The sequence below is a fragment of the Microbacterium sp. JAI119 genome (assembly GCF_013410135.1).
In the GTDB taxonomy this organism is placed as follows: domain Bacteria; phylum Actinomycetota; class Actinomycetes; order Actinomycetales; family Microbacteriaceae; genus Microbacterium; species Microbacterium oxydans.
Genome location: NZ_JACCCK010000001.1, coordinates 710040 through 730787, shown reverse-complemented (window position 1 = coordinate 730787; position 20748 = coordinate 710040). Strand labels below are relative to the sequence as shown.

Below are 20748 nucleotides of genomic sequence, written 5' to 3'. Positions count from 1 at the left end.
CCCGATGTACGACGCTGCCGCTCCTGCGCGGTCTAGTCATTCTATTGGATGAAATGTCGCACCCCATGCCGACATCGCCCGAGCCCGACGCCGTCGTGAGCGCCCGCTGCACGACAAAGGGGCCGGACCCGAAGGTCCGACCCCTTTGCGAGGAAGCAGGTGCTTACTTGATGATCTTCGTGACCGTACCGGCGCCGACGGTGCGTCCACCCTCACGGATGGCGAAGCCGAGGCCCTCCTCCATGGCGATCGGCTGGATCAGCTCGACCGTCATGTCGGTGGTGTCGCCGGGCATGACCATCTCGGTGCCCTCGGGCAGCGAGATGACGCCGGTGACGTCGGTGGTGCGGAAGTAGAACTGCGGGCGGTAGTTCGTGTAGAACGGGTTGTGACGCCCACCCTCGTCCTTGGACAGGATGTAAGCGGTGCCCTCGAAGTCGGTGTGCGGCGTGACCGAACCCGGCTTCACGATGACCTGGCCGCGCTCGACGTCCTCACGCTTGGTGCCGCGGAGCAGCAGACCACAGTTCTCGCCGGCCCAGGCCTCGTCGAGCTGCTTGTGGAACATCTCGATACCCGTGACCGTGGTCTTGACGGTCGGACGGAGTCCGACGATCTCGACCTCGGAGTTGATGGCCAGCGTGCCACGCTCGGCGCGACCCGTGACGACGGTGCCACGACCGGTGATCGTGAAGACGTCCTCGACGGGCATCAGGAACGGCTTGTCACGGTCACGCTCCGGGTCCGGAACGCTGTCGTCGACAGCCTGCATCAGGTCCAGGATCGCCTGGGTCCACTTCTCGTCGCCCTCGAGGGCCTTGAGAGCCGAGACGCGGACGACAGGAGCGTCCTCGTCGAAGCCCTGGCCTGCGAGCAGCTCGCGGACCTCGAGCTCGACGAGCTCCAGGATCTCCTCGTCGTCGACCATGTCGGACTTGTTCAGCGCGACCAGCAGGTACGGAACGCCGACCTGCTTGGCGAGCAGCACGTGCTCACGCGTCTGAGCCATCGGGCCGTCGGTGGCGGCGACCACGAGGATCGCGCCGTCCATCTGAGCCGCACCGGTGATCATGTTCTTGACGTAGTCGGCGTGGCCGGGAGCGTCAACGTGCGCGTAGTGGCGCTTGGGGGTCTCGTACTCGATGTGCGAGATGTTGATGGTGATTCCACGCTGGCGCTCTTCCGGCGCCGAGTCGATGGAAGCGAAGTCACGCTGCACGTTGGTGTCGGACGGGAACTTGTCAGCAAGCACCTTCGAGATCGCTGCGGAGAGCGTGGTCTTGCCGTGGTCGACGTGACCGATCGTTCCGATGTTGACGTGCGGCTTGGTCCGCTCGAACTTGGCCTTAGCCACTGGGTCCTCCTCAGGACGTCGTTGTAGAGGTGACCGGGCACTGGTTTGCGACCGGTTCTCTACGGGTTAGGTTCTCAGTTTAGTAGAGAGGGAATGTGAAGTTGTAGGTGACCTGGGAACCCCGGGTGCTTCGACAGGCTCAGCGACCCAGGGCTCCCAGAAGAGCGATTACTCGCCCTTGGTCTTCTGGACGATCTCGTCGGCCACAGCGCGGGGCACCTCAGCGTAGCTGTGGAACTCCATCGAGTAGACGGCACGGCCCGAGGTCTTCGAGCGCAGGTCGCCGATGTAGCCGAACATCTCGGACAGCGGGACCTGAGCGCGGACGACCTTGACGCCGGCAGCGTCTTCCATCGACTGGATCTGGCCACGACGCGAGTTCAGGTCGCCGATGACGTCGCCCATGTACTCCTCAGGAGTACGGACCTCGACGGCCATCAGCGGCTCGAGCAACACGGGGTTGGCACGACGCGCGGCCTCCTTGAAGCCCATGGAGCCCGCGATCTTGAACGCCATCTCCGAGGAGTCGACGTCGTGGGCCGCACCGTCGACGATGGTCGCCTTGACGCCGACCATCGGGTAGCCCGCGAGCACACCGACGTTCATCGCGTCCTGGAAACCGGCGTCGATCGAGCCGATGTACTCACGAGGGATGCGACCACCGGTGACGGCGTTCACGAACTCGTAGGTCTTCTCGGAGTCGAGGTCGAGCGGCTCGATGGTGAACTGGATCTTGGCGAACTGTCCAGAACCACCGGTCTGCTTCTTGTGCGTGTAGTCGTGCTTCTCGACGGTCTTGCGGATCGTCTCGCGGTACGCCACCTGCGGCTTGCCGACGTTGGCCTCGACGTTGAACTCGCGCTTCATGCGGTCGACGAGGATGTCGAGGTGCAGCTCGCCCATGCCCTTGATGGTCGTCTGACCGGTCTCGGGGTTGAGCTCCGTGCGGAAGGTCGGGTCCTCTTCAGCGAGCTTCTGGATGGCGACACCCAGCTTCTCCTGGTCGGCCTTGGTCTTCGGCTCGATCGCGACCTCGATGACGGGCTCCGGGAACGTCATCGACTCGAGGACGACGGGCGCCGTCGGGTCGGTGAGGGTGTCACCCGTGGTGGTGTCCTTGAGGCCGATGACCGCGTAGATGTTGCCGGCGGTGACCGAGGGGACCGGGATCTCCTTGTTGGCGTGCATCTGGAAGATCTTCCCGATGCGCTCCTTCTTGTTCTTGGTCGAGTTGACGACGGCCGAACCGGAGTCGAGGTGGCCCGAGTAGACGCGCACGTAGGTGAGGCGACCGAAGAACGGGTGCACGGCGACCTTGAACGCGAGAGCTGCGAACGGGTCATTGGCGTCGGGGTGACGCTCGATGATCGTGTCGTAGTCCTTCGGGTCGTGCGCCTCGATCGAGCCCACGTCGAGCGGGTTCGGGAGGTAGTCGACGACCGCGTCGAGCATCGGCTGGACGCCGCGGTTCTTGAACGCGGAGCCGCAGAGCACCGGGTAGATCTCGCTCGCGACGGTCAGCTTGCGGATGGCGCCCTTGATCTCGGCGACCGTGAGCTCCTCGCCACCGAAGAACTTCTCCAGCAGCGCGTCGTCGGTCTCGGCGACGGTCTCGAGGAGCTGCTGACGGTACTCCGCCGCCTTCTCCTTGAGGTCTTCCGGGATCTCCTGGATCTCGTAGGAGGCGCCCATGGTGACGTCACCCTTGGAGTCTCCGGCCCAGACCAGTGCACGCATCTCGATCAGGTCGACCACGCCGATGAAGTCGCTCTCCGCGCCGATCGGCAGCTGGATCACGAGCGGCTTGGCGCCGAGGCGGTTGATGATGGTGTCGACCGTGAAGTAGAAGTCGGCGCCGAGCTTGTCCATCTTGTTGACGAAGCAGATGCGCGGGACGTTGTACTTGTCGGCCTGACGCCAGACGGTCTCGGACTGGGGCTCGACGCCCTCCTTGCCGTCGAACACGGCGACCGCACCGTCGAGCACGCGGAGCGAACGCTCCACCTCGACCGTGAAGTCCACGTGGCCGGGGGTGTCGATGATGTTGATCTGGTTCTTGTTCCAGTAGCAGGTCACGGCGGCAGACGTGATCGTGATGCCGCGCTCCTTCTCCTGCTCCATCCAGTCGGTGGTCGAGGCGCCGTCGTGCGTCTCGCCGAGCTTGTGGTTGACGCCCGTGTAGAACAGGATGCGCTCGGTCGTCGTGGTCTTGCCGGCATCGATGTGCGCCATGATGCCGATGTTGCGGACCTTGCTCAGGTCCGTGAGCACGTCTTGTGCCACAGGAGTGTCCTTATCTTTTGGAGCAGGTGTACTGCGAAGAGGGGGTGCCGGCCCCTCGGCGGGTGGCCGAGGGGCCGGCGGAGCTGTTTACCAGCGGTAGTGAGCGAACGCGCGGTTCGACTCGGCCATCTTGTGCGTGTCCTCGCGGCGCTTGACCGCGGCACCCAGGCCGTTCGACGCGTCGAGGATCTCGTTCTGCAGACGCTCGGTCATCGTCTTCTCACGACGGCCCTTCGCGTAGCTCACGAGCCAGCGCAGTGCGAGCGTGTTGGCGCGGTGAGGCTTGACCTCGACCGGCACCTGGTAGGTCGAGCCACCGACGCGGCGGCTGCGGACCTCGAGGGTCGGGCGCACGTTGTCGAGCGCCTTCTTCAGGGTGGCGACGGCGTCCTGACCGTTCTTCGCCTCGACACCGCGGAGGGCGCCGTAGACGATCGACTCGGCCAGCGACTTCTTGCCGTCGACGAGGATCTTGTTCACCAGCGAGGTGACGATCGGTGCGCCGTATACCGGGTCGTTGACGACGGGGCGCTTGGGGGCTGGTCCCTTACGAGGCATCTAACTCAACCCTTCTTCGCGCCGTAGCGGGAACGAGCCTGCTTACGGTTCTTGACTGCCTGGGTGTCCAGGGCGCCGCGGACGATCTTGTAACGCACACCGGGGAGGTCCTTGACACGACCGCCACGCACGAGCACGAGCGAGTGCTCCTGCAGGTTGTGGCCCTCACCGGGGATGTACGCGGTGACCTCGGTGCCGTTGCGGAGCTTCACACGAGCGACCTTGCGCATCGCGGAGTTCGGCTTCTTCGGCGTGGTGGTGTAGACGCGGGTGCAGACCCCGGCCTGCTGCGGGTTCGACTTGAGCGCCGGCGCCTTGGTCTTGGTGACCTTGGGCGAGCGACCCTTGCGAACCAACTGCTGAATGGTTGGCACGTTCTCTCCTCATAGTGCTGCACGGTGACAGCGTGATGGGTTTCACATCATGACCCACCGGCACGCCGGAACCGACGAGCTTTTGGTGTGATGGGTATGCCGTGGGGGCAGACCGACAGGTGCCGGCGCCCAGTGCGCACGCGGAGGCGTGCACACACCTGATCAAGTGTAATGCCGCGTAACGTAGCGGTCAAATGGGCGTGCCTGCGCTCGCACCTCAGGGCAGGTCGGGGTCGAACGGCGAGTCGAGCGATTCGGTCAGCTCGGCCAGCAGAGCCTCGATCTGCGGCTCGACGTGCTGCGAGACCGCGGCCTGGATCGAGATCCGGTGCCGCAGCAGGATGCCGCAGATCTCGCGGCCCACCAGGTTGGCGTACTCGTCGGCGAGTGCCACCTCCTGCCGGAGCGCGATCTTGGCCTCCTCCGTGAGCGGAGGCAGCGCGGGGAGCTCCGCGGCAGAGTCGTCCGCGAGCCCGGCGATGGTGAACAGGAACGGGGCGCCAGGAACCGGATCGGGATCGAGCGGGAGGCCGTCGAACTCGGGGTCGAGATCCTCCGCCGGGCGATAGCTGCGGGCACGGTTGCGCGCGGCCTGCTGGTCGAGTTCGCGCTGCAGCATCGGCAGGTTCCTCGCCGTGTACTCCGCGACGGCATGATCGACGATGGTCTTGATCCTGGTCGACAGCCCGTGCTGCACCCCGTGCGGCACGTTCGCCCCGATGCCGGCCGCCGAGAGGATCGGAGAGCCGAGACACCGACGACACGGCGCGACGCGACCGCGGTGGGTCGCCGGCTCCCAGCGCGGCACCCAGCGCAACCAGGCTTCGACGGCCTGGTCGACCTGCGTCTCCAACGAGCGCTCCACTCCACCAGCGTACGGCGCGTCGCCCCTCGCCGTCGCGATTTCCCCAGCCCGGCGGGGCGAAGACGGACGAGCGCCCGAAGGTCACTCCTCCTCTTCGCGCTCCCAGGGCCAGCGTGGATGCTCCGCACGGGTGCGCCGCAGGGCGATACCGCCCCACCCGGCGATCAGCGCAGCCAGCACGATGACAGCGCTCGCACCGCCTCGCACCAGGTCTCCGGCGACCGCAGTCGCGAGCACGAGATCTCCGTCGCCGATGAGTACGGCGAACCAGACCACGACGAGGTGGGCGAGTCCCGCCGTCAGGGCGATCGCGACCGTCGCCACATAGGAGGGCTGCGACCGACGCAGCGTCGACCACAGGACGAGGGCGAAGGAGACGACGGCGGCGATCATCCCGGCCACTCCCGGCACCTGGCCCAGGTTCGGGACCGCGATGATGTCGGTGTCCGTGGCGACGCTCACCGCTCCGAGCCCGAAGACGGCGAGCGCGAAGAAGCCGATGGTGGCGAGGACCACCGCCAGGATGGCCGAAACCCCCGCGGACTCGGGTCCGCGGGGGTTCGGCGTGGTGGAGTTCGTGATTACCTCGCCAGCGTCGGGCCGGCTTCGAGCGTGCGCTCGTACTCGCGCTGCGCCTCGGCGTTCAGCTCGGTCTTGCGGGCGCCACTGCGTGCGACCCACGCGCCGAACCAGATCGTGAGCTCGCGGGCGAACACGAATGCCGCGATCGCGAGCGGAGCGAGCAGTTGCTCGCCGACGAGGTCGAGCCCCTGGCTCGAGCTGAGCTTCCAGAACGGGGCTTCGAAGAGCTGCCCGAGGATGTGGCCGCCGTACGCGATGACGCCGACGATGAGACCGAAGACGACCCAGAGTCCCCAGCGACCGCGGTTGATGATCGCGCCGAGCAGCCAGAACCCGAGGAAGAACACGACGACGGGCGTCCAGAACCCCCAGGTGGACAGCGGGGCGACAGCACTCTGACCGATGTTCTCTCCGGTCACGTCACCGGCGATCGCGCCGAGACCGAGCCATGCACCGAGGTACAGGACCGCGAAGACGAGGGTGGCGAGAAGCCCGATGGCCCCTGCCGTGCCGCGGTTGCCCCGGTCACGGGGAGGCTCGGGAGCCTGGACGAAGATCGGCTGCGGCTGCGCTGCGGCCGCGACCACCAGCGGCTCCGAGGGGACGACACGCGTCTCGGCCTCATCGCCGTACTGGGCGTAGGCGGCTCCCGCCATGCCGGACTGCTCGTGACCGAAGGGCACGGGCTCGCCCACGACGGGCTCCGGGTAGAAGGAGGTGGTCTCGGCGTCGGCCTGAGCCCTGATCTCTTCGGCGCGGTCGTACGATGCAGCGGAGGAAGCGGGGGTCACCGCGGGGGGCGGCGAAGCGAAGGTTCCGGGGTGTTCGCGCTCGGCCGCTTCGAAAGCGGCGAGGTCGGGATCCACGGGTGCGGCGGCCGGCGTGACGTCGCCACCGTCTGCCACGGTCTCGCCGGAGCCGGGAACATCCGCACCTGCGGCCGCGGCGGCATCCAGACCCGCGTTCGCGCTGCCGACGACGTCGTCAACGTCAGCCGGCTTCTCGGGCTGGGGAACGTCGGGGTCACTCATGGGGTGCGCCTCTCATCGGAATCGTGCATTGCGAGGGTACCTCCGCGCGAACGGACGCTCGCGGAGGCGTGCCGACGTGTCGGCATTCATGCGGATACGTCGTCCCAGGTCAGGGAAGAGCGGTGCGAAGCGCATCCCCGGCGAACTGGGCGAGCACGGGGACCATCGGAAGCGACAGCCACACGAGGGCGCCGATGACGCCGACGCACACGATGCCGGCGAACCAGCTCATCCCGAGGTTGCGACCCCCCACCCGTGCCATGACTCCACGCTAGGCCCGAAGCACCGATCCCCCGAGGAGCAACGCCGATATCCGGTGCGCGGCACCCGCTTCATCCTGCGGCGCGCCCCCGGAGTCGCCACAGCAGCCACAGCCCGGAGAGCGGCACGAGGAGGAATCCGAGGAGGATGAGGACGTGCCACTCCCCCACGCCGGGCACGAGCGGGTTGACGGCGGGGACCTCCGGGGGCGTCCCGGTCCCCGAGGAGCTCCCACCCGACTCCGACGAGGAGAAGGCCGTCAGCGTGGAGACCGTGAGGAACGAGATGCCGGTGACGACGAAGGGTACGACGATCGCGACCACCTTCTCCCACGTCCTCCAGAGCGAGCTCGCGCTCACGAGCGCGGCGCCGACGAACCAGCCGAGTACGGGCACGACGATCCCTCCGAAGCTCAACGTCAGCGCCGCAGCGATCGCGAACCCTCTCGTCGAGGTCGCCGGCGGACGCGGCACCGGGGGCGCGGCGACCGCGGGCGCGCCGATGATCGTCGGCCCGGACGGGACTTCCGCCTGAGCCCCATCGGCGATCGCGACAGGATCGCCGAGATCCGCGATGCGTGCCGCCGTCGCTTCGGCATCGAGCCCCTGCAGCTCCTCGAGGATGCCGGCACGGATGTCGCTCGCGACACCGTGCGGCAGGTTGCGCATGGCCTCGTCGAGCCGCGCGAGGTACTCGGTGCGGAGGCCGTCTGCGGTGAGCTCTGTCATGGTCGTCCCTCTCCGACGATGCCCGTGACGACACGGGCGAATGGTGTCCACTGGGCGCGGAAACGGTCCAACTGATCGATCCCGCTGCCGGTGAGCCGGTAGTACTTGCGCACCGGACCACTGTCGGAGGGCTGATCGAACGTGGTGACCCACCCGTTGTCCTTCAGCCTCCCGAGCAGCGGGTACAGCGTGCCGATGCTGGCGATCAGGCCCGCGCCGGTGAGCGCATCCGCCAGCTGCCAGCCGTACATCGGCTCGCGCGCGAGCAGGCCGAGCACGCAGTACTCGACCACTCCCTTGCGCATCTGAGCGCCGACATCAGCTGTCATGCAAGACAAGGTAGCATGCGAGACAAGAGAGCGTGAGGAGTCCGACCGTGCGGGCACCCGTGCCCACCGGATCACGACGCCGGCGGGCAGACCAGCGGCTCAGCCCTTCGTCGCTCCGGCCGTCAGACCGCCCACGATGTACTTCTGCAGGAACAGGAACAGGATCATCACCGGGATCGCGGCCATCACGGCCCCCGCCGAGAACGCCGACCAGTCCGCATACCGCGGGTTCGCGACGAGCTTCGTCAGACCGACCACGAGCGTCTGCTGATCGACGTCGACGAGCATGACGCTCGCGATGACGTACTCGTTGACGGTGCCGATGAACGAGAGCAGTCCGACCACCGCGAGGATCGGCGCGACCAGACGAAGGATGATCGTGAAGAAGATGCGTGCGTGACCGGCACCGTCGATGCGGGCAGCCTCGTCGATCTCCTTGGGGATCGTGTTGAAGAAGCCGTACATCAGGTAGGTGTTCACACCGAGCGCTCCACCGAGGTACACCAGGATCAGACCCGTGTGGGTGTTCAGACCGATGGCCGGGAACCAGTCCCCCAGGGTCGACATGAGGAGGAAGATCGCGACCACGGCGAGCAGCTGCGGGAACATCTGCACGACCACGATCGTCACGAGGCCCACGCGGCGCCCGGCGAACCTCATGCGCGAGAAGGCGTAGGCGGCGCACGCTCCGATGAAGACCGTGACCGCGCCGGTGACGACGGCGATCAGGAGCGTGTTGAGGAACCACGTGCCGTACGGGTTCTGCGGGTCGCTGAGGATGCGCACGTAGCTGTCGATCCCGATCGCGGAGAACAGCTGGTTCGAGCCCGTCAGCGTCCCCTTCGGGTTCAGCGAGGCCGAGACGACGTACAGCAGCGGGAACAGCGCGAACGCGCTCACGACGATCGCCACGAGGTGACGCCATCCGGTGTCGGCGAACCAGGCGCCGAAGCTGCGGCGGCGCGGAGCGAGGGTCTGCGCCTTCTCGGCGGGCCGGGTTGTGGCGGGACGCTCGGTGATGGGGCTGTCGGTGCTCATGTCAGTTCAGCTCCTCGAGGGCCTTGGTCTTGCGGAAGCTGATGATGGAGATCGTCGCGACCACGATGAAGATCAGGATCGTGAAGGCCGACGCCAGACCGTAGTCGCGGGTCTGACCCGTGAAGGCCACCTTGTAGACCATCGAGATCAGGATGTCGGTGTGGCCCACGGGGATGGACACATCGCTGAAGCGCGGCCCGCCCTTGGTGAGCATGTAGATCAGGTTGAAGTTGTTGAAGTTGAACGCGAACGACGAGATCAGCAGTGGCGCCACGGTCACGAGCAGCAGCGGCAGCTTGATGCGGCGGAAGACCTGCCACGGGTTCGCGCCGTCCATCACGGCGGCTTCGTTGACGTCCTCCGGGATGCCCTGCAGCGCCCCCATGCAGACCAGGAACATGTACGGGAACCCGAGCCACAGGTTCACCAGCAGCACCGACACCTTGGCGAGCGTGGGATCGGTCAGCCACGGGATCGCGGCCCCGCCGAAGATCACCTGGTTGATGAAGCCGAAGCTCTCGTTCATCATGCCCGCCCAGACCAGCGCGGACAGGAACGCGGGGAACGCGTACGGGAGGATCAGGATGATGCGGTAGCCGTTGCGGAAGCGCATACGGGTGTTGTTGAACACCAGCGCGAGCAGCAGACCGAGGAAGAACGTGGTCGCGACCGAGATCAGGGCGAACGCGAAGGTCCAGAGCGTCACCGAGATGAGCGGACCGCGGATGGAGGAGTCGGTGACAGCGCGCACGAAGTTGTCGAAACCGACCGTCGTCTGCCATCCGGGGAGGAGCTGCTCTCCGCCTTCGGCTGTGAACGCACCGTCACCGGTGTCCGAATAGACCGTGCCCGTGGTGGTATCGGTGATGGTGTCTGCGACCTCGTCGTATTCGAGAGTCGAGACGTAGAGGTAGCCCTTCTGCCCGTCGGGAGCGCGCAGGCTGCCCTCGTTGGGGTCGTCGCTGAACGGGACGGAGAGCTGCTCCAGCTCCTCCGACAGCGTGAAGACGGTGGCGAGGGGAAGCGTGGTCCACCCGTCGACCGCGACGGCCTTGTCACCTTCGAACTGCGCGTCGACCTCTGCGAGCGGCTGCTCCGCCGTGCCGAGGAGTGCATCGCCGGTGTCCGGGTCTGTCGCCAGCAGGCCGTAGGTGCCGAACTGCTCGACCACGGTGACGGGGTACGTCGGCGAGTCCTCGACCCGCTCCTGCGCCGAAGCGAGGAGCGAGGAGATCGCCTGGTCCTTGGTTCCGTTGTGGCCGGTGCCGTAGTTCGTGAAGCCGATGTACCCGGTGTAGAGCAGCGTGAAGACCTGGAACACGATCAGGAAGATGATGCCGGGCGTCAGGTACTTCGCCGCGATGCGCTTGCGGGAGAAGTAGATGTAGTTGACCAGGACCGCGACGACGACCACGATGCCAAGGATCAACCACTCCTGGTGCGCGAAGAGGACGAACGCGGCATACAGCGCGATCGCATCGACGACCGCCAGCAGGAGGATCTTCAGCAGCATCCAGCCGATCGGCCCTGCTGCAGCCTCGGCGATCTTGGCGGCCTGGCGCTGGCGCTTGGTCGGAGGAGCTGTGCGCTCTTCGGTGTCAGTCATGTCGTCCTCGTCATGATCCTGCCGGGGCGGGCGAAGGCGCCCACCCCGGCAGAGTCAGTGTCCTGGCTGTTACTTGATCGCGGCGGTCACGTCGTCGACGAGCTTCTGCCACGTCGTCGCCGGGTCCTCGCCGTTGATGATCGCGGCCTCGGCCACGCCCCAGTACTGCCAGACCGCACCCATGGCCGGGATGGCGGGCATCGGCACGGCGTCGGCACCGACGGCCTGGAAGCCGGCGATGATCGGGTCGGCGGCCGCGGTGTCGGCCGCAGCGGTGAGCGCGGGAAGCACGTTGCCGGCCTTGAACAGCTCGAGCTGCACGTCTTCGGTGCCGATGTAGTTCACGAGGAAGTCGTTCGCGGCGACCTTGTTCTTCGACTCGGAGCTCACGAAGAAGCCCTTCACTCCGGCGAACGGCGATGCGGTCTCACCGGTCGGGCTCGGGATCGGGTCGATCGCGACGTTGATGCCGGCGTCGGTGGCCGCACCCACGTTCCACGGACCGGTCAGCCAGAAGGCGGCGGTGCCGTCGAGGAACTGCTGCTTGGCGATCTCACCGTCGACATCGGTGTTGAGCACGCCGGCAGCGCCCTGCGCGCCCAGCCAGTCGGCGAAGGCGAAGCCGCCCTCGCTGCCGAGCTGGAGGTCGGTGGAGTCGTAGCTGCCGGTGTCGTCGGTGCCGAACACCGGGGCGCCGAACGCGGTCTGGAACGGGTACAGGTGGTACGGGTTGCCCTCGGTCCCCTGCTCGACGACGAACTTCCCCTTGGAGATCATGTCGTCGAAGCTGGTCGCGGGAGCCGGAACCAGGTCGGCGTTGCGGAGCACGGCGATGTTCTCCACGGCGTACGGGAGCATGTAGACGGTGCCGTCGTACGTCGCCGCCTGCAGCGCGACGGGGAGGTAGTCCTCGGAGCTGTCGCCCAGCTCGATCGGAGCGACCACGCCGTTCGTGGAGAGCTCGCCCAGCCAGTCGTGCGCGCCCATGACGATGTCGGGGCCCTTGCCGGTCGGGACCTGCTGGATGAAGTCGTCCTTCATGTCATCGACCGACTTGCCCGTGAGCTCGACCTTGACGCCGGTCTTCTCCTCGTAGGCATCTGCGGCGCCCTGAAGCGCGTCGACCCGCTCGGCGTCGACCCAGACGACCAGCGCACTGCTGTCGTCGGAGCCGGAGGTGTCGTCGTTGCTGGTCCCCGTGGAGCAGCCGGCAAGCGTCAGAGTCGAAACGATGGCGATCGCGCCCGCGGCGACGATGCCCCTCTTGTTCACCTTCATTGGTGTGTGCCTCTCTCAGTGCTGATCACCTGCAAGGACTGCAAGCGCTTACAGTATGCATCGAAATCAGGCGTGTTCGCAATGAGAGAGGCCGTCGATATCAACCCGTGATGCACCGAAATCCGCTTCACTCGGATGGAAACGCTTCCACGGGTCCGACGAAACCCGCTCCGTAGACTGTGGTCATGGCTGGTGGCACACTTCGCATCCGCAGGATCACGGCAGCGCTCGCGTTGGCGCTCACGGCGATCGCGCTGAGCGGGTGCACCGTGTTCGCCCCGAGCTATGGCGTCCTGGATCGAGAAGCCGAGCCGGAAGACGCCGTCCCGGACGCGGTGGCGGAGCAGGACTCCGGAGACGTCGCCGACCTGTCGTCGGCCCGCCTGGTGGGTGAACACTCCGGCAGCTCGATCTGGCTGCTGCGCGGCGTCGAACACGGAGCGGTATGCGTGCTCGCCTTCCCCGAGGATGGCGAGTGGGGCATGGCGTGCGGCGGAGAAGGCGCCCCCGTGGAGATGAGTGGTCCCACCGGGCACTTCGTGACCGTCCCCAACGACTACCCCACGCCGGACGGAGCCACCCGGGTCTCCGACAACGTCTACGCGCTGAGCCCCTGAGTAGGATGAAACCATGGCTGACAGCTCATTTGACATCGTCTCGAAGGTCGACCACCAGGAAGCGGAGAACGCTCTGAACCAGGCCCGCAAGGAGATCGAGCAGCGCTACGACTTCAAGGGCACCGGTGCGTCGATCGCCTGGAGCGGCGAGAGCATCCTCATCATCGCGAACACCGAGGAGCGCGCCAAGGCCGTGCTCGACGTGTTCCAGTCCAAGCTCATCAAGCGCGGCATCTCGCTGAAGAGCCTCGAGTCCGGCGACCCGTTCGCCAGCGGCAAGGAGTTCCGCATCGTCTCGACGCTCAAGGACGGCATCTCCTCCGAGAACGCGAAGAAGATCAACAAGATCATCCGGGACGAGGGCCCCAAGGGCGTGAAGAGCCAGATCCAGGGCGACGAGCTGCGCGTGCAGTCCAAGAGCCGCGACGACCTGCAGTCGGTCATCGCACTGTTGAAGGGCGCCGACCTCGATCTCGACCTGCAGTTCATCAACTACCGGTAAGCGTCGCGCTCGACGACGGAGGGGCCGGATGCGATCGCTTCCGGCCCCTCCGTCGTGATTTCTGGACTGCGTGCCAGATTGTTGAATTGCATACCAATATATGGGTTTCCGTACCCAAGACTGGGAAGCGGTCGACTCGACCGACGACGCGAACGCCGCGTGACGCACTGCCGTCGTAGGGCTGCGCGATTTCGGTATTGCGAGCTTGCCCTCGTGGGGACGAGGCCGCGGCAGTTCCATGCGCTCGCGTCTTCGGTGGCCGGCGGATGCTGAGCATCCGCCGGCCACGGAAACCGCGAGCGGGCGACCACACGTAAGAAGAGCCCACCGGGGCCCGCGCTGCGCGCCCCCACGCGGACCGCGGACTCCGGTGGGGGATATTGGCATCCGAAGCGACTTCATGATGTAGTTGCCCTCCCGGGCGAATCATGGGGCGCTCGGGATCAGAAGGGCAACTGGGGGCGGATCCATGGGGAGTACCGGATCGACGAACATCGGCGAGAGCAAGCAGCTCCTGGCCGAAGAAGTCTTCCACCACATCGGCGGACAGATCATCGACGGCACGTTGGCCGCGGGTGAGCGCATCCGTGACGTCGACGTGGCGGAGGAGCTGCACGTGTCACGGACACCGGTGCGGGAGGCGCTCCAGCGACTGGAACGCCTCGGGATGGTGACGATGTATCCGAGCCGGTACACGGAGGTGACGGCGGTGACCCCGGAGACCGTGGCGCAGTCGCTCGAGTTCGCCGGCTACCAGGCGGGCATCGCCGCGAGACTGGCCGTACCGAGGATCACGATGGCCCAGCGCGAGCACGTCGTCGCCCTGGTCGAGGGCTTGCACGCATCACTCGAGGACGGCACCGAGACGTCGAACGCGCGCTGGGCGGTGTTCTCCTACCTCGGCGATCACAGCGGCAACTCGCAGCATCGCACGCTGATCGACGACGCGAGCATGGTGCTGTTCCGCAACCTCCGCGATTGGGTGGTGCCGCCGTCGGATCGCGCACGCATGGGTCAGGTGTACTCCGACTTCGGCGATGCCGTTCGAAGTGCGGACGGCGACACCGCAGAGCGCCTCGTCCGGGCGATGTACTACCTGTGAGAGCTCACTGCACCGCTCGCCATGCGGTGACCCACCGGTCCAGCCGCCGATAGGCGTCCTCCCGTGCCTCGTGCCGGGAGAGGAACACATCGTGCAGGGCACCGTCGATGCGCTCCACGGTGACGCTGGGTCCGAGACGGAGTGCCGCACGGGCGATGTCGTCGACGACCAGCACGGAATCGGCTGAGGTGAGGTCCTCCGACCATCGCGTCGGGGGCACGAATCTCGCGGAGAGCAGCACGCACACCGGCGCCGTGATGGACAGGCCCGATGCCACGGCCTTGTGCCCCGACAGGATGGCGTGCAGCCACCCCGCGTACACGGCCATGGTCTGCGCCGGGCGCCAGACCGGGTTCACCTCCATCGGGTCGTCAGGGTCGGCCACCTCCTGCTGTGCTCGCGTGTAGAAGCCGAGGTCGACCTGCGGTGCCACCTCCATCGGACGGATCCTCGCCTGCAGTTCGACCATCGGGGCGATCGCCGCTCTCGCCGGGGCGAACTGGAACTCCAGCCAGGGACTGTTGAGGATCACCGCGTCGGCCGCTCCCGGATGCCGAGACGCCCACAGGCTCAGTGTCAGACCGCCGGTGGAGTGTCCGAGCAGGATCAGGCGCCGGTCGGATTCGACGCCTCCTTCCCCACGCCCCGTGGCGTCCAGTGCCGCAGCGATGTCCTCGTCGTAGATCGCGAGATCGGCGATGTATCCCGGCGTCTGCCTGTCGCGGAGGCTGCGGCCGTACTTGCGCAGATCGAGCGCGAAGAAACGGGCGCCCCGCGTGGTCCAGAAGCGGGCGAGACGCTTCTGGAAGAAGTAGTCGGACCAGCCGTGCACGTACAGCACATCGACTCCGTCGAGGAGCGGACGGTGTCCGCGCACCCTTTCCCAGAGGCCCGGCTCTGTCGGCAGCGCGCGCACCAGGGTGGCCACGACCGGACCCTGATCGTCGACACCGAGGTCGAGAGTGCGCTGCTGGAACTCGTCACCGAGCACATCGGGAATCCAGTCGGCCATGCATTCCTCCCCCGTTCACGCCAGGCTAGCGGAGCATGCCGAAGGGACGGGGAGGCCCGACCGAGGCGGCGTTACTCGCCGCGGGAGACGCGGACCATCTCGTCGCGCGGGACCACCTTGACGCGGGCCCGCTCCTCAGGCGCGCCGAGAGCGATCTCGTGCTCGTCGAGGCGGTGCCATCCGTCCAGATCGGTCCAGCGCACACCGCGCTCCTGCAGGAGCTCGACGATGGCCTCCTCGGAGGGGTCCTCCGGGTGCCACCAGGAGCCCTGGTCATTGATGATGTGGCGCACGGTCTCCATCGCATCGGACTTGGTGTGCCCGATCAGACCCACCGGCCCGCGCTTGATCCACCCCGTGGCGTAGATGCCGGGGACGCGCTCGTTCGAGTCCTTCGCGAGCACCTGGCCCTCACGGTTGGGGATCACGCCGTGCTTCTTGTCGAACGGGACGCCGGGAAGGGGCGAGCCGAAGTAGCCGATGGCGCGGTACAGGGCCTGCAAGGGCACCTCGCGCAGCTCACCGGTGCCGATCGCCCCGCCCTGGCCGTCGGGCTGGGTGCGCTCGTAGACGAGCGCCGCGACGCGACCGTTCTCGTCCTTGCGGACCTCGACCGGCTTCGCCCAGAAGTGCAGGTGCAGGCGTCGCGAGGCCGTGCCGCCGGCGTTGTTCACCGAATCGCGCTTGCGCCACGACTGCAGGATGCGGTCGATGACCATGACCTGCTTGTTGCTGGCGACGGCATCCTTCGCCGCATCGTCGTAGTCGAAGTCCTCGTCGTAGACGACCATGTCGACGTCCCGCAGTTCGCCGAGCTCGCGCAGCTCGAGCGGCGTGAACTTCACCTGCGCCGGCCCACGGCGGCCGAACACGTGCACGTCGGTGATCTCGCTGGCCTTGAGGCCCTCGTAGACGTTCGACGGCACCTCGGTGACCAGCAGATCCTCCGCGTGCTTGGCCAGCATGCGTGCGACATCGAGCGCCACGTTGCCGTTGCCCAGCACACCGACGGATGCCGCATCCAGCGGCCATTCGCGCGGAACGTCAGGGTGTCCGTCGAACCAGCTGACGTAGTCGGCCGCTCCGTAGGAGGCGACAGCGTCGATGCCGGGGATGTCCAGAGACGTGTCGCGGATGGCACCCGTGGCGAAGATCACCGCGTTGTAGTGCTTCTTCAGGTCTTCGAGGGTGATGTCCTCGCCGAAGCGCACGTTGCCGAACAGGCGGATGTCACCGCGGTCGAGAACGTCGCGCAGGGCCGTGATGATCCCCTTGATGCGCGGGTGGTCGGGGGCCACACCGTAGCGCACCAGACCGTAGGGCGCGGGAAGCTGCTCGAACAGATCGATCGAGACGTCGAACTTGCGCTCCGCCTTCAGCAGGATGTCCGCGGCGTAGATGCCGGCGGGGCCTGCACCGACGATGGCCAGTCTGAGCTTGGTCATGGGAGGTCCTTTCGTATGCCGTCGCAACAGGCGCGCGACCCGACGGGCCGCCCGCGCGGATTCAGCTGGAGCGTTCGGCGAGGGTCTCTGCGAAGCGGGTCAGTGCCTCGCGCACGGTCCCCCGCGGCAGGCGCGTGAGGGCATCGATCGCATCCTGTGTCCAGGCGTGCGCGAGCTCGAGGGTCTTCTGCGTGACCGCGTGATCGCGCAGCTCATCCAGCGGGCCGTCGAGGATCGCGGAGTCCGCGCCGTCGGCGATCAGGGCCACACCGTCGTCGATGCGCGCCGCGAGATCGACCGCACCCGCGTCGTCCTCCGCTTTCAACAGGAGGTAGGGCATGGTCGGAACGCCGGCGCGCAGGTCGGTGCCCGGCACCTTGCCGGTCTCCTCGGGCTTCGCCGAGAGGTCGATCACATCGTCGAGCAGCTGGAACGCCACGCCGATCTTCTCGCCGTACACGCGCAGCGGCTCCTCGTACTCCGACGGAGCGTTCGAGAAGATCACACCGCCCTGCGTGGCCGCGGCGATCAGCGAACCCGTCTTGTCGGCGAGCACCTGGATGTAGAACTCGATCGGGTCGTCGCCCTCCTGCGGGCCCAGGGTCTCGTGCATCTGACCGAGGACGAGCCGCTCGAAGGTGTCGGCCTGAAGACGGATCGCGCGCTCACCGAGTCGGGACATCAACTGGCTGGCACGGGAGAACAGGATGTCGCCCGTGAGGATCGCGATGTTGTTGCCCCACACGGCGTGGGCAGCCGGTACCCCGCGACGGCGATCGGCTCCGTCCATCACATCGTCGTGATAGAGCGATCCGAGATGCGTGATCTCGAGCGCCTTCGCGACGTCGATGACCTGGGTGGTGTTGCCGTCGCCGAGCTGGGCGGCGAGGAGGGTGAGCACGGGGCGGATGCGCTTGCCACCTGCCTCGTACAGATAGCGACTCGCGGCATCGGCCAGAGGGTCGGCGACACGGACGTCGTCGGCCAGACCGGTCTCGACGAGTTCCAGCCCGTCCTCGATGGCGCGGGCGACGCGGCGGGCGGCGGGGCCGATGAAGACGCGATCGCTGAAGCCGAGACGGCTCGCCAGTCGCGAACCCGGGGCGATGGGGCTCGAAGTCACGTTCTCAGCCTACCTTCGTCCGATGTCACGGTTTCGCCCGGACGGTTCACTCCGGCTTGCGCGCTCTGTGCAGGGCCACGATGCCGAACGAGAGATTGCGGTACGCGACCTCGCTCCAGCCCGCCTCACGGATCCACGCGGAGAGCCGCTTCTGATCGGGCCACTCCCTGATCGACTCGTTCAGATAGTCGTAGGCATCGCCGTTGGTGCCGGCCACGCGGGCGACACGGGGCAGCACCTGCGCGTTGTAGAACCTGTATGCGCTGCGGAAGAGCTTCCCCGGCGGCGTCGAGAACTCGTTGATCACGAGCCGGCCCCCGGGCTTCGTGACCCGATACAGCTCGCGAAGCGCCTTCTTCGGATCGTTCACGTTGCGCAGCGCGTAAGACATGGTGACCGCGTCGAACGAGGCGTCGGGGAACGGTAGATCGGTGGCATCGGCCTGCACGAACGACAGGTTGCGCATCGCGCCGTGCCGCCGCTCCCCCTCGGCGAGCATCCCCGGGGAGAAGTCGGCTGCGACCACCTCGGCGCCGCTGCGCGCGAGGGAGGCCGACGACGATGCCGTTCCGGCACCGAGGTCGAGGATGCGCTCACCCGGCTTCGGAGCCACGGCTCGCGTGGTGGCTGCACGCCAGAGCACGTCGTTGCCGAACGTCATGGCGGTGTTCGTGCGGTCGTAGCCCGCGGCGACCTGGTCGAACATGCCGCTGACGCGGGCGGGGTCCTTGCCGAGATCGGCGCGGTTCTTCTCGTTCGAGGTCACGAGTCCAGTCTAGGCGGGAGGCCCAGCGCTTCGAGGCGGTCGAGCCAGGGGTCGACGGTGGCGTCGTCGAACGGGGCGACCTGCGCACGCACCCGCGCCTCGAGGTCGAGGGCCAGGGATTCGAGATGGGCCATGACGTCCGCGGGATACCCGTAGCGCACACTGTGCTCGGCCCACTCGTCGCGGTCGTCGACCCAGGTGCCGCGCTCGCCCGCGACCCGCACCACGTCGAGGTCCATGTCGATCCCGGTCACGAGGAGCGGATCGTCGGACCAGTGGATGTCCCACCCCAGGTCGATGTAGATGCGCATGCCCCTGCGGTGACGGCGGTTGACGGTCACGGCATGGTCGCCCTCGGCCGGAACCAGGGTGACGTTCGGACCCCCGGCGTGGAACTCCGCGCCCGGTCGCACACTGTGCCACCCCACGGGCTGTCCGAGCCAATCGCCCCACCGGTCGGCACCGAGATACACGCACTCGTGCCGCCAGTGCGGCGAGCCGTCCCACTTGCGCCACTGGAAGACCATCTCGGTGCCGGGTGCGGGGCGTGCATCGCTCATCCGCTCACCCTACGGCCACGCGGATCCCTGTCGTCTGAGCGGCATAGGCTGGATGCGTGCACACCCCCCACCTGGTCGTGGAGACCCGAGAGATCGACCCGGTCGAAGACCTCCTGGCGTACGCCGACCCCGCCCGTCCTCTGGCCTGGTTGCGGCGCGGAGACGGGATCGTCGCCGTCGGCCAGACCCTCAGCGAGATCCGGCCTCCCGCACATGCGGAAGCGTCACGCGTCACGTCGCTCGCGAGCGCCTGGCGGGACATGGCCGCACATGCCGAGGTGTCCGACCCGATGGAGCTTCCCGGCACCGGGCTCGTCGCCTTCGGGACCATCGCATTCGATGAGGATTCGACAGCCGACAGCGTGCTGGTGATCCCGACGCAGGTGATCGGACGACACGGCGACCGCTTCTGGCGCACCACGATCCGCTTCGCCGGCGCCGCGCAGGCAGGTGCGCCGGAGCATCAGGTCGACCTGGTCACGCAGCCCTATGGACCGCACTGGGCCGGCACGGTGGGTCCGGGGGCCCAGACGCCTCAGGGCTACCAGGACTCGGTGCGCCGCGCCCTCACCCGCATCGCCGACGGCGAGGTGAGCAAGGTCGTGCTCGCACGCGACCTCACCGGCAGCATCCCCGCCGGATCGGACCTGCGGCGTCTGGTGCGCGCCCTGTCGACCGGCTACCCCGACACCTGGGCCTTCGCCGTCGACGGCTTGATCGGCGCGAGCCCGGAGACGCTCGTGACCGTGCACGGGGGCACGGTGACCGCGCGGGTGCTGGCGGGCACGATCGGCCGCGGAGCCGATGCGGATGCCGATACCGCCGCGTCAGCTCATCTCGCGTCGAGCGTGAAGGATCTCGACGAGCACCAGTACGCCGTGCAGAGCGTGCTCGCCTCGCTGCGCGCCCACACCAGGGCTCTGGCGGCGAGCGAGCAGCCCTTCCTGCTGAAGCTCCCCAACCTGTTCCATCTGGCCACCGATGTCGAAGGCGAGCTCGCGTCCGGCGAGACGGCACTCGACCTCGTCCGCGCGCTGCACCCGACTGCGGCTGTGGCCGGCACCCCGACACCCGCGGCGATCGCGGCGATCCGCGAGCTCGAGCCCTTCGATCGCGGGCGCTACGCGGGCCCCGTCGGCTGGGTGGACGCCGCAGGCAACGGCGAGTGGGCGATCGCGCTCCGCTGCGCCCAGTTCACCGAACGGGCGGGAGAGATCGGCGTGACCGCATACGCGGGCGCCGGTATCGTCGCCGGCTCCGATCCCGAGAGCGAACTGCTCGAGACGCGCGTGAAGTTCCGTCCGCTGGTCGACGCGCTGGCCTGACCGCGGCGC

The 20748-nt window shown here is 67.4% G+C and carries 22 protein-coding genes; 4 read left to right on the top strand and 18 right to left on the bottom strand.

Annotated features, from left to right (window positions below; translation table 11 throughout):
• Nucleotides 1-163 precede the first annotated feature (163 nt).
• From tuf to HDC31_RS03445, 13 genes are all read right to left on the bottom strand, one after another.
• The gene (tuf, locus tag HDC31_RS03505; RefSeq protein WP_046747810.1) at nucleotides 164-1354 is read right to left on the bottom strand and encodes an elongation factor Tu; all 1191 of its coding nucleotides are present in this window, start codon (nucleotides 1352-1354) and stop codon (nucleotides 164-166) included.
• Nucleotides 1355-1522: 168 nt separating this feature from the next.
• Entirely contained in the window at nucleotides 1523-3637 is a 2115-nt protein-coding gene (gene fusA, locus HDC31_RS03500) for an elongation factor G (protein ID WP_046747809.1), read from the bottom strand.
• Between the two features lie 87 nt (nucleotides 3638-3724).
• On the bottom strand, nucleotides 3725-4195 hold the full coding sequence (gene rpsG / locus HDC31_RS03495; protein WP_017201608.1) for a 30S ribosomal protein S7: 471 nt from the start codon (nucleotides 4193-4195) through the stop codon (nucleotides 3725-3727).
• A 5-nt stretch (nucleotides 4196-4200) separates the two neighbouring features.
• The gene (gene rpsL, locus HDC31_RS03490) at nucleotides 4201-4569 is read right to left on the bottom strand and encodes a 30S ribosomal protein S12 (RefSeq protein ID WP_017201609.1); all 369 of its coding nucleotides are present in this window, start codon (nucleotides 4567-4569) and stop codon (nucleotides 4201-4203) included.
• A 217-nt stretch (nucleotides 4570-4786) separates the two neighbouring features.
• Nucleotides 4787-5434: a hypothetical protein gene (locus HDC31_RS03485; protein WP_046747808.1), complete on the bottom strand. Its 648-nt coding sequence runs from the start codon at nucleotides 5432-5434 to the stop codon at nucleotides 4787-4789.
• 81 nt (nucleotides 5435-5515) lie between these two features.
• Nucleotides 5516-5950, bottom strand: a complete 435-nt coding sequence (locus tag HDC31_RS03480; RefSeq protein ID WP_113680394.1) for a hypothetical protein — start codon at nucleotides 5948-5950, stop codon at nucleotides 5516-5518.
• A gap of 65 nt (nucleotides 5951-6015) precedes the next feature.
• The gene (locus HDC31_RS03475; protein ID WP_179515821.1) at nucleotides 6016-7047 is read right to left on the bottom strand and encodes an ABC transporter; all 1032 of its coding nucleotides are present in this window, start codon (nucleotides 7045-7047) and stop codon (nucleotides 6016-6018) included.
• 109 nt (nucleotides 7048-7156) lie between these two features.
• Nucleotides 7157-7309 carry a hypothetical protein gene (locus tag HDC31_RS03470; protein ID WP_164734115.1) on the bottom strand — a complete coding sequence of 51 codons (153 nt, stop codon included), beginning with the start codon at nucleotides 7307-7309 and terminating at the stop codon, nucleotides 7157-7159.
• 70 nt (nucleotides 7310-7379) lie between these two features.
• The gene (locus HDC31_RS03465; protein ID WP_113680393.1) at nucleotides 7380-8036 is read right to left on the bottom strand and encodes a hypothetical protein; all 657 of its coding nucleotides are present in this window, start codon (nucleotides 8034-8036) and stop codon (nucleotides 7380-7382) included.
• The gene (locus HDC31_RS03460) at nucleotides 8033-8365 is read right to left on the bottom strand and encodes a PadR family transcriptional regulator (RefSeq protein ID WP_046747805.1); all 333 of its coding nucleotides are present in this window, start codon (nucleotides 8363-8365) and stop codon (nucleotides 8033-8035) included. The genes HDC31_RS03465 and HDC31_RS03460 overlap by 4 nt, the downstream gene beginning before the upstream one ends.
• Before the next feature lie 99 nt (nucleotides 8366-8464).
• Nucleotides 8465-9403, bottom strand: coding sequence for a sugar ABC transporter permease (locus HDC31_RS03455; RefSeq protein WP_218867295.1), 939 nt, complete (start codon nucleotides 9401-9403; stop codon nucleotides 8465-8467).
• A gap of 1 nt (nucleotide 9404) precedes the next feature.
• Nucleotides 9405-11009, bottom strand: coding sequence for an ABC transporter permease subunit (locus HDC31_RS03450; RefSeq protein ID WP_113680392.1), 1605 nt, complete (start codon nucleotides 11007-11009; stop codon nucleotides 9405-9407).
• Nucleotides 11010-11078: 69 nt separating this feature from the next.
• The gene (locus HDC31_RS03445) at nucleotides 11079-12287 is read right to left on the bottom strand and encodes a maltose ABC transporter substrate-binding protein (RefSeq protein WP_046747802.1); all 1209 of its coding nucleotides are present in this window, start codon (nucleotides 12285-12287) and stop codon (nucleotides 11079-11081) included.
• Nucleotides 12288-12472: 185 nt separating this feature from the next.
• Between HDC31_RS03445 and HDC31_RS03440 the strand changes: the two genes are divergently transcribed.
• From HDC31_RS03440 to HDC31_RS03430, 3 genes are all read left to right on the top strand, one after another.
• On the top strand, nucleotides 12473-12904 hold the full coding sequence (locus HDC31_RS03440; RefSeq protein ID WP_113680391.1) for a hypothetical protein: 432 nt from the start codon (nucleotides 12473-12475) through the stop codon (nucleotides 12902-12904).
• A gap of 13 nt (nucleotides 12905-12917) precedes the next feature.
• A complete protein-coding gene (locus HDC31_RS03435) occupies nucleotides 12918-13406 on the top strand; it encodes a YajQ family cyclic di-GMP-binding protein (protein WP_017829222.1) in 489 nt (162 codons plus the stop codon).
• A gap of 469 nt (nucleotides 13407-13875) precedes the next feature.
• Entirely contained in the window at nucleotides 13876-14508 is a 633-nt protein-coding gene (locus HDC31_RS03430) for a GntR family transcriptional regulator (RefSeq protein WP_046747800.1), read from the top strand.
• Nucleotides 14509-14512: 4 nt separating this feature from the next.
• Here the strand turns inward: HDC31_RS03430 and HDC31_RS03425 are convergent, their stop codons facing one another.
• The 5 genes from HDC31_RS03425 to HDC31_RS03405 all read right to left on the bottom strand — a co-directional run bounded on the left by HDC31_RS03425 (nucleotide 14513) and on the right by HDC31_RS03405 (nucleotide 19414).
• A complete protein-coding gene (locus tag HDC31_RS03425; RefSeq protein ID WP_113680390.1) occupies nucleotides 14513-15520 on the bottom strand; it encodes an alpha/beta hydrolase in 1008 nt (335 codons plus the stop codon).
• 71 nt (nucleotides 15521-15591) lie between these two features.
• Nucleotides 15592-16965, bottom strand: coding sequence for an FAD-dependent oxidoreductase (locus HDC31_RS03420; protein ID WP_046747798.1), 1374 nt, complete (start codon nucleotides 16963-16965; stop codon nucleotides 15592-15594).
• A 61-nt stretch (nucleotides 16966-17026) separates the two neighbouring features.
• On the bottom strand, nucleotides 17027-18088 hold the full coding sequence (locus HDC31_RS03415; protein WP_061016898.1) for a polyprenyl synthetase family protein: 1062 nt from the start codon (nucleotides 18086-18088) through the stop codon (nucleotides 17027-17029).
• A 46-nt stretch (nucleotides 18089-18134) separates the two neighbouring features.
• The gene (locus HDC31_RS03410; RefSeq protein WP_058632562.1) at nucleotides 18135-18854 is read right to left on the bottom strand and encodes a class I SAM-dependent methyltransferase; all 720 of its coding nucleotides are present in this window, start codon (nucleotides 18852-18854) and stop codon (nucleotides 18135-18137) included.
• Nucleotides 18851-19414 carry a DUF402 domain-containing protein gene (locus tag HDC31_RS03405; RefSeq protein ID WP_113680389.1) on the bottom strand — a complete coding sequence of 188 codons (564 nt, stop codon included), beginning with the start codon at nucleotides 19412-19414 and terminating at the stop codon, nucleotides 18851-18853. Before HDC31_RS03405 ends, HDC31_RS03410 begins: the two co-directional genes overlap by 4 nt.
• Before the next feature lie 56 nt (nucleotides 19415-19470).
• Here HDC31_RS03405 and HDC31_RS03400 point away from each other — a divergent pair, with 56 nt between their 5' ends.
• Nucleotides 19471-20739 (top strand): isochorismate synthase MenF, encoded by a 1269-nt coding sequence (locus HDC31_RS03400; RefSeq protein ID WP_061016897.1) that lies wholly within the window; start codon nucleotides 19471-19473, stop codon nucleotides 20737-20739.
• Nucleotides 20740-20748 lie beyond the last annotated feature (9 nt).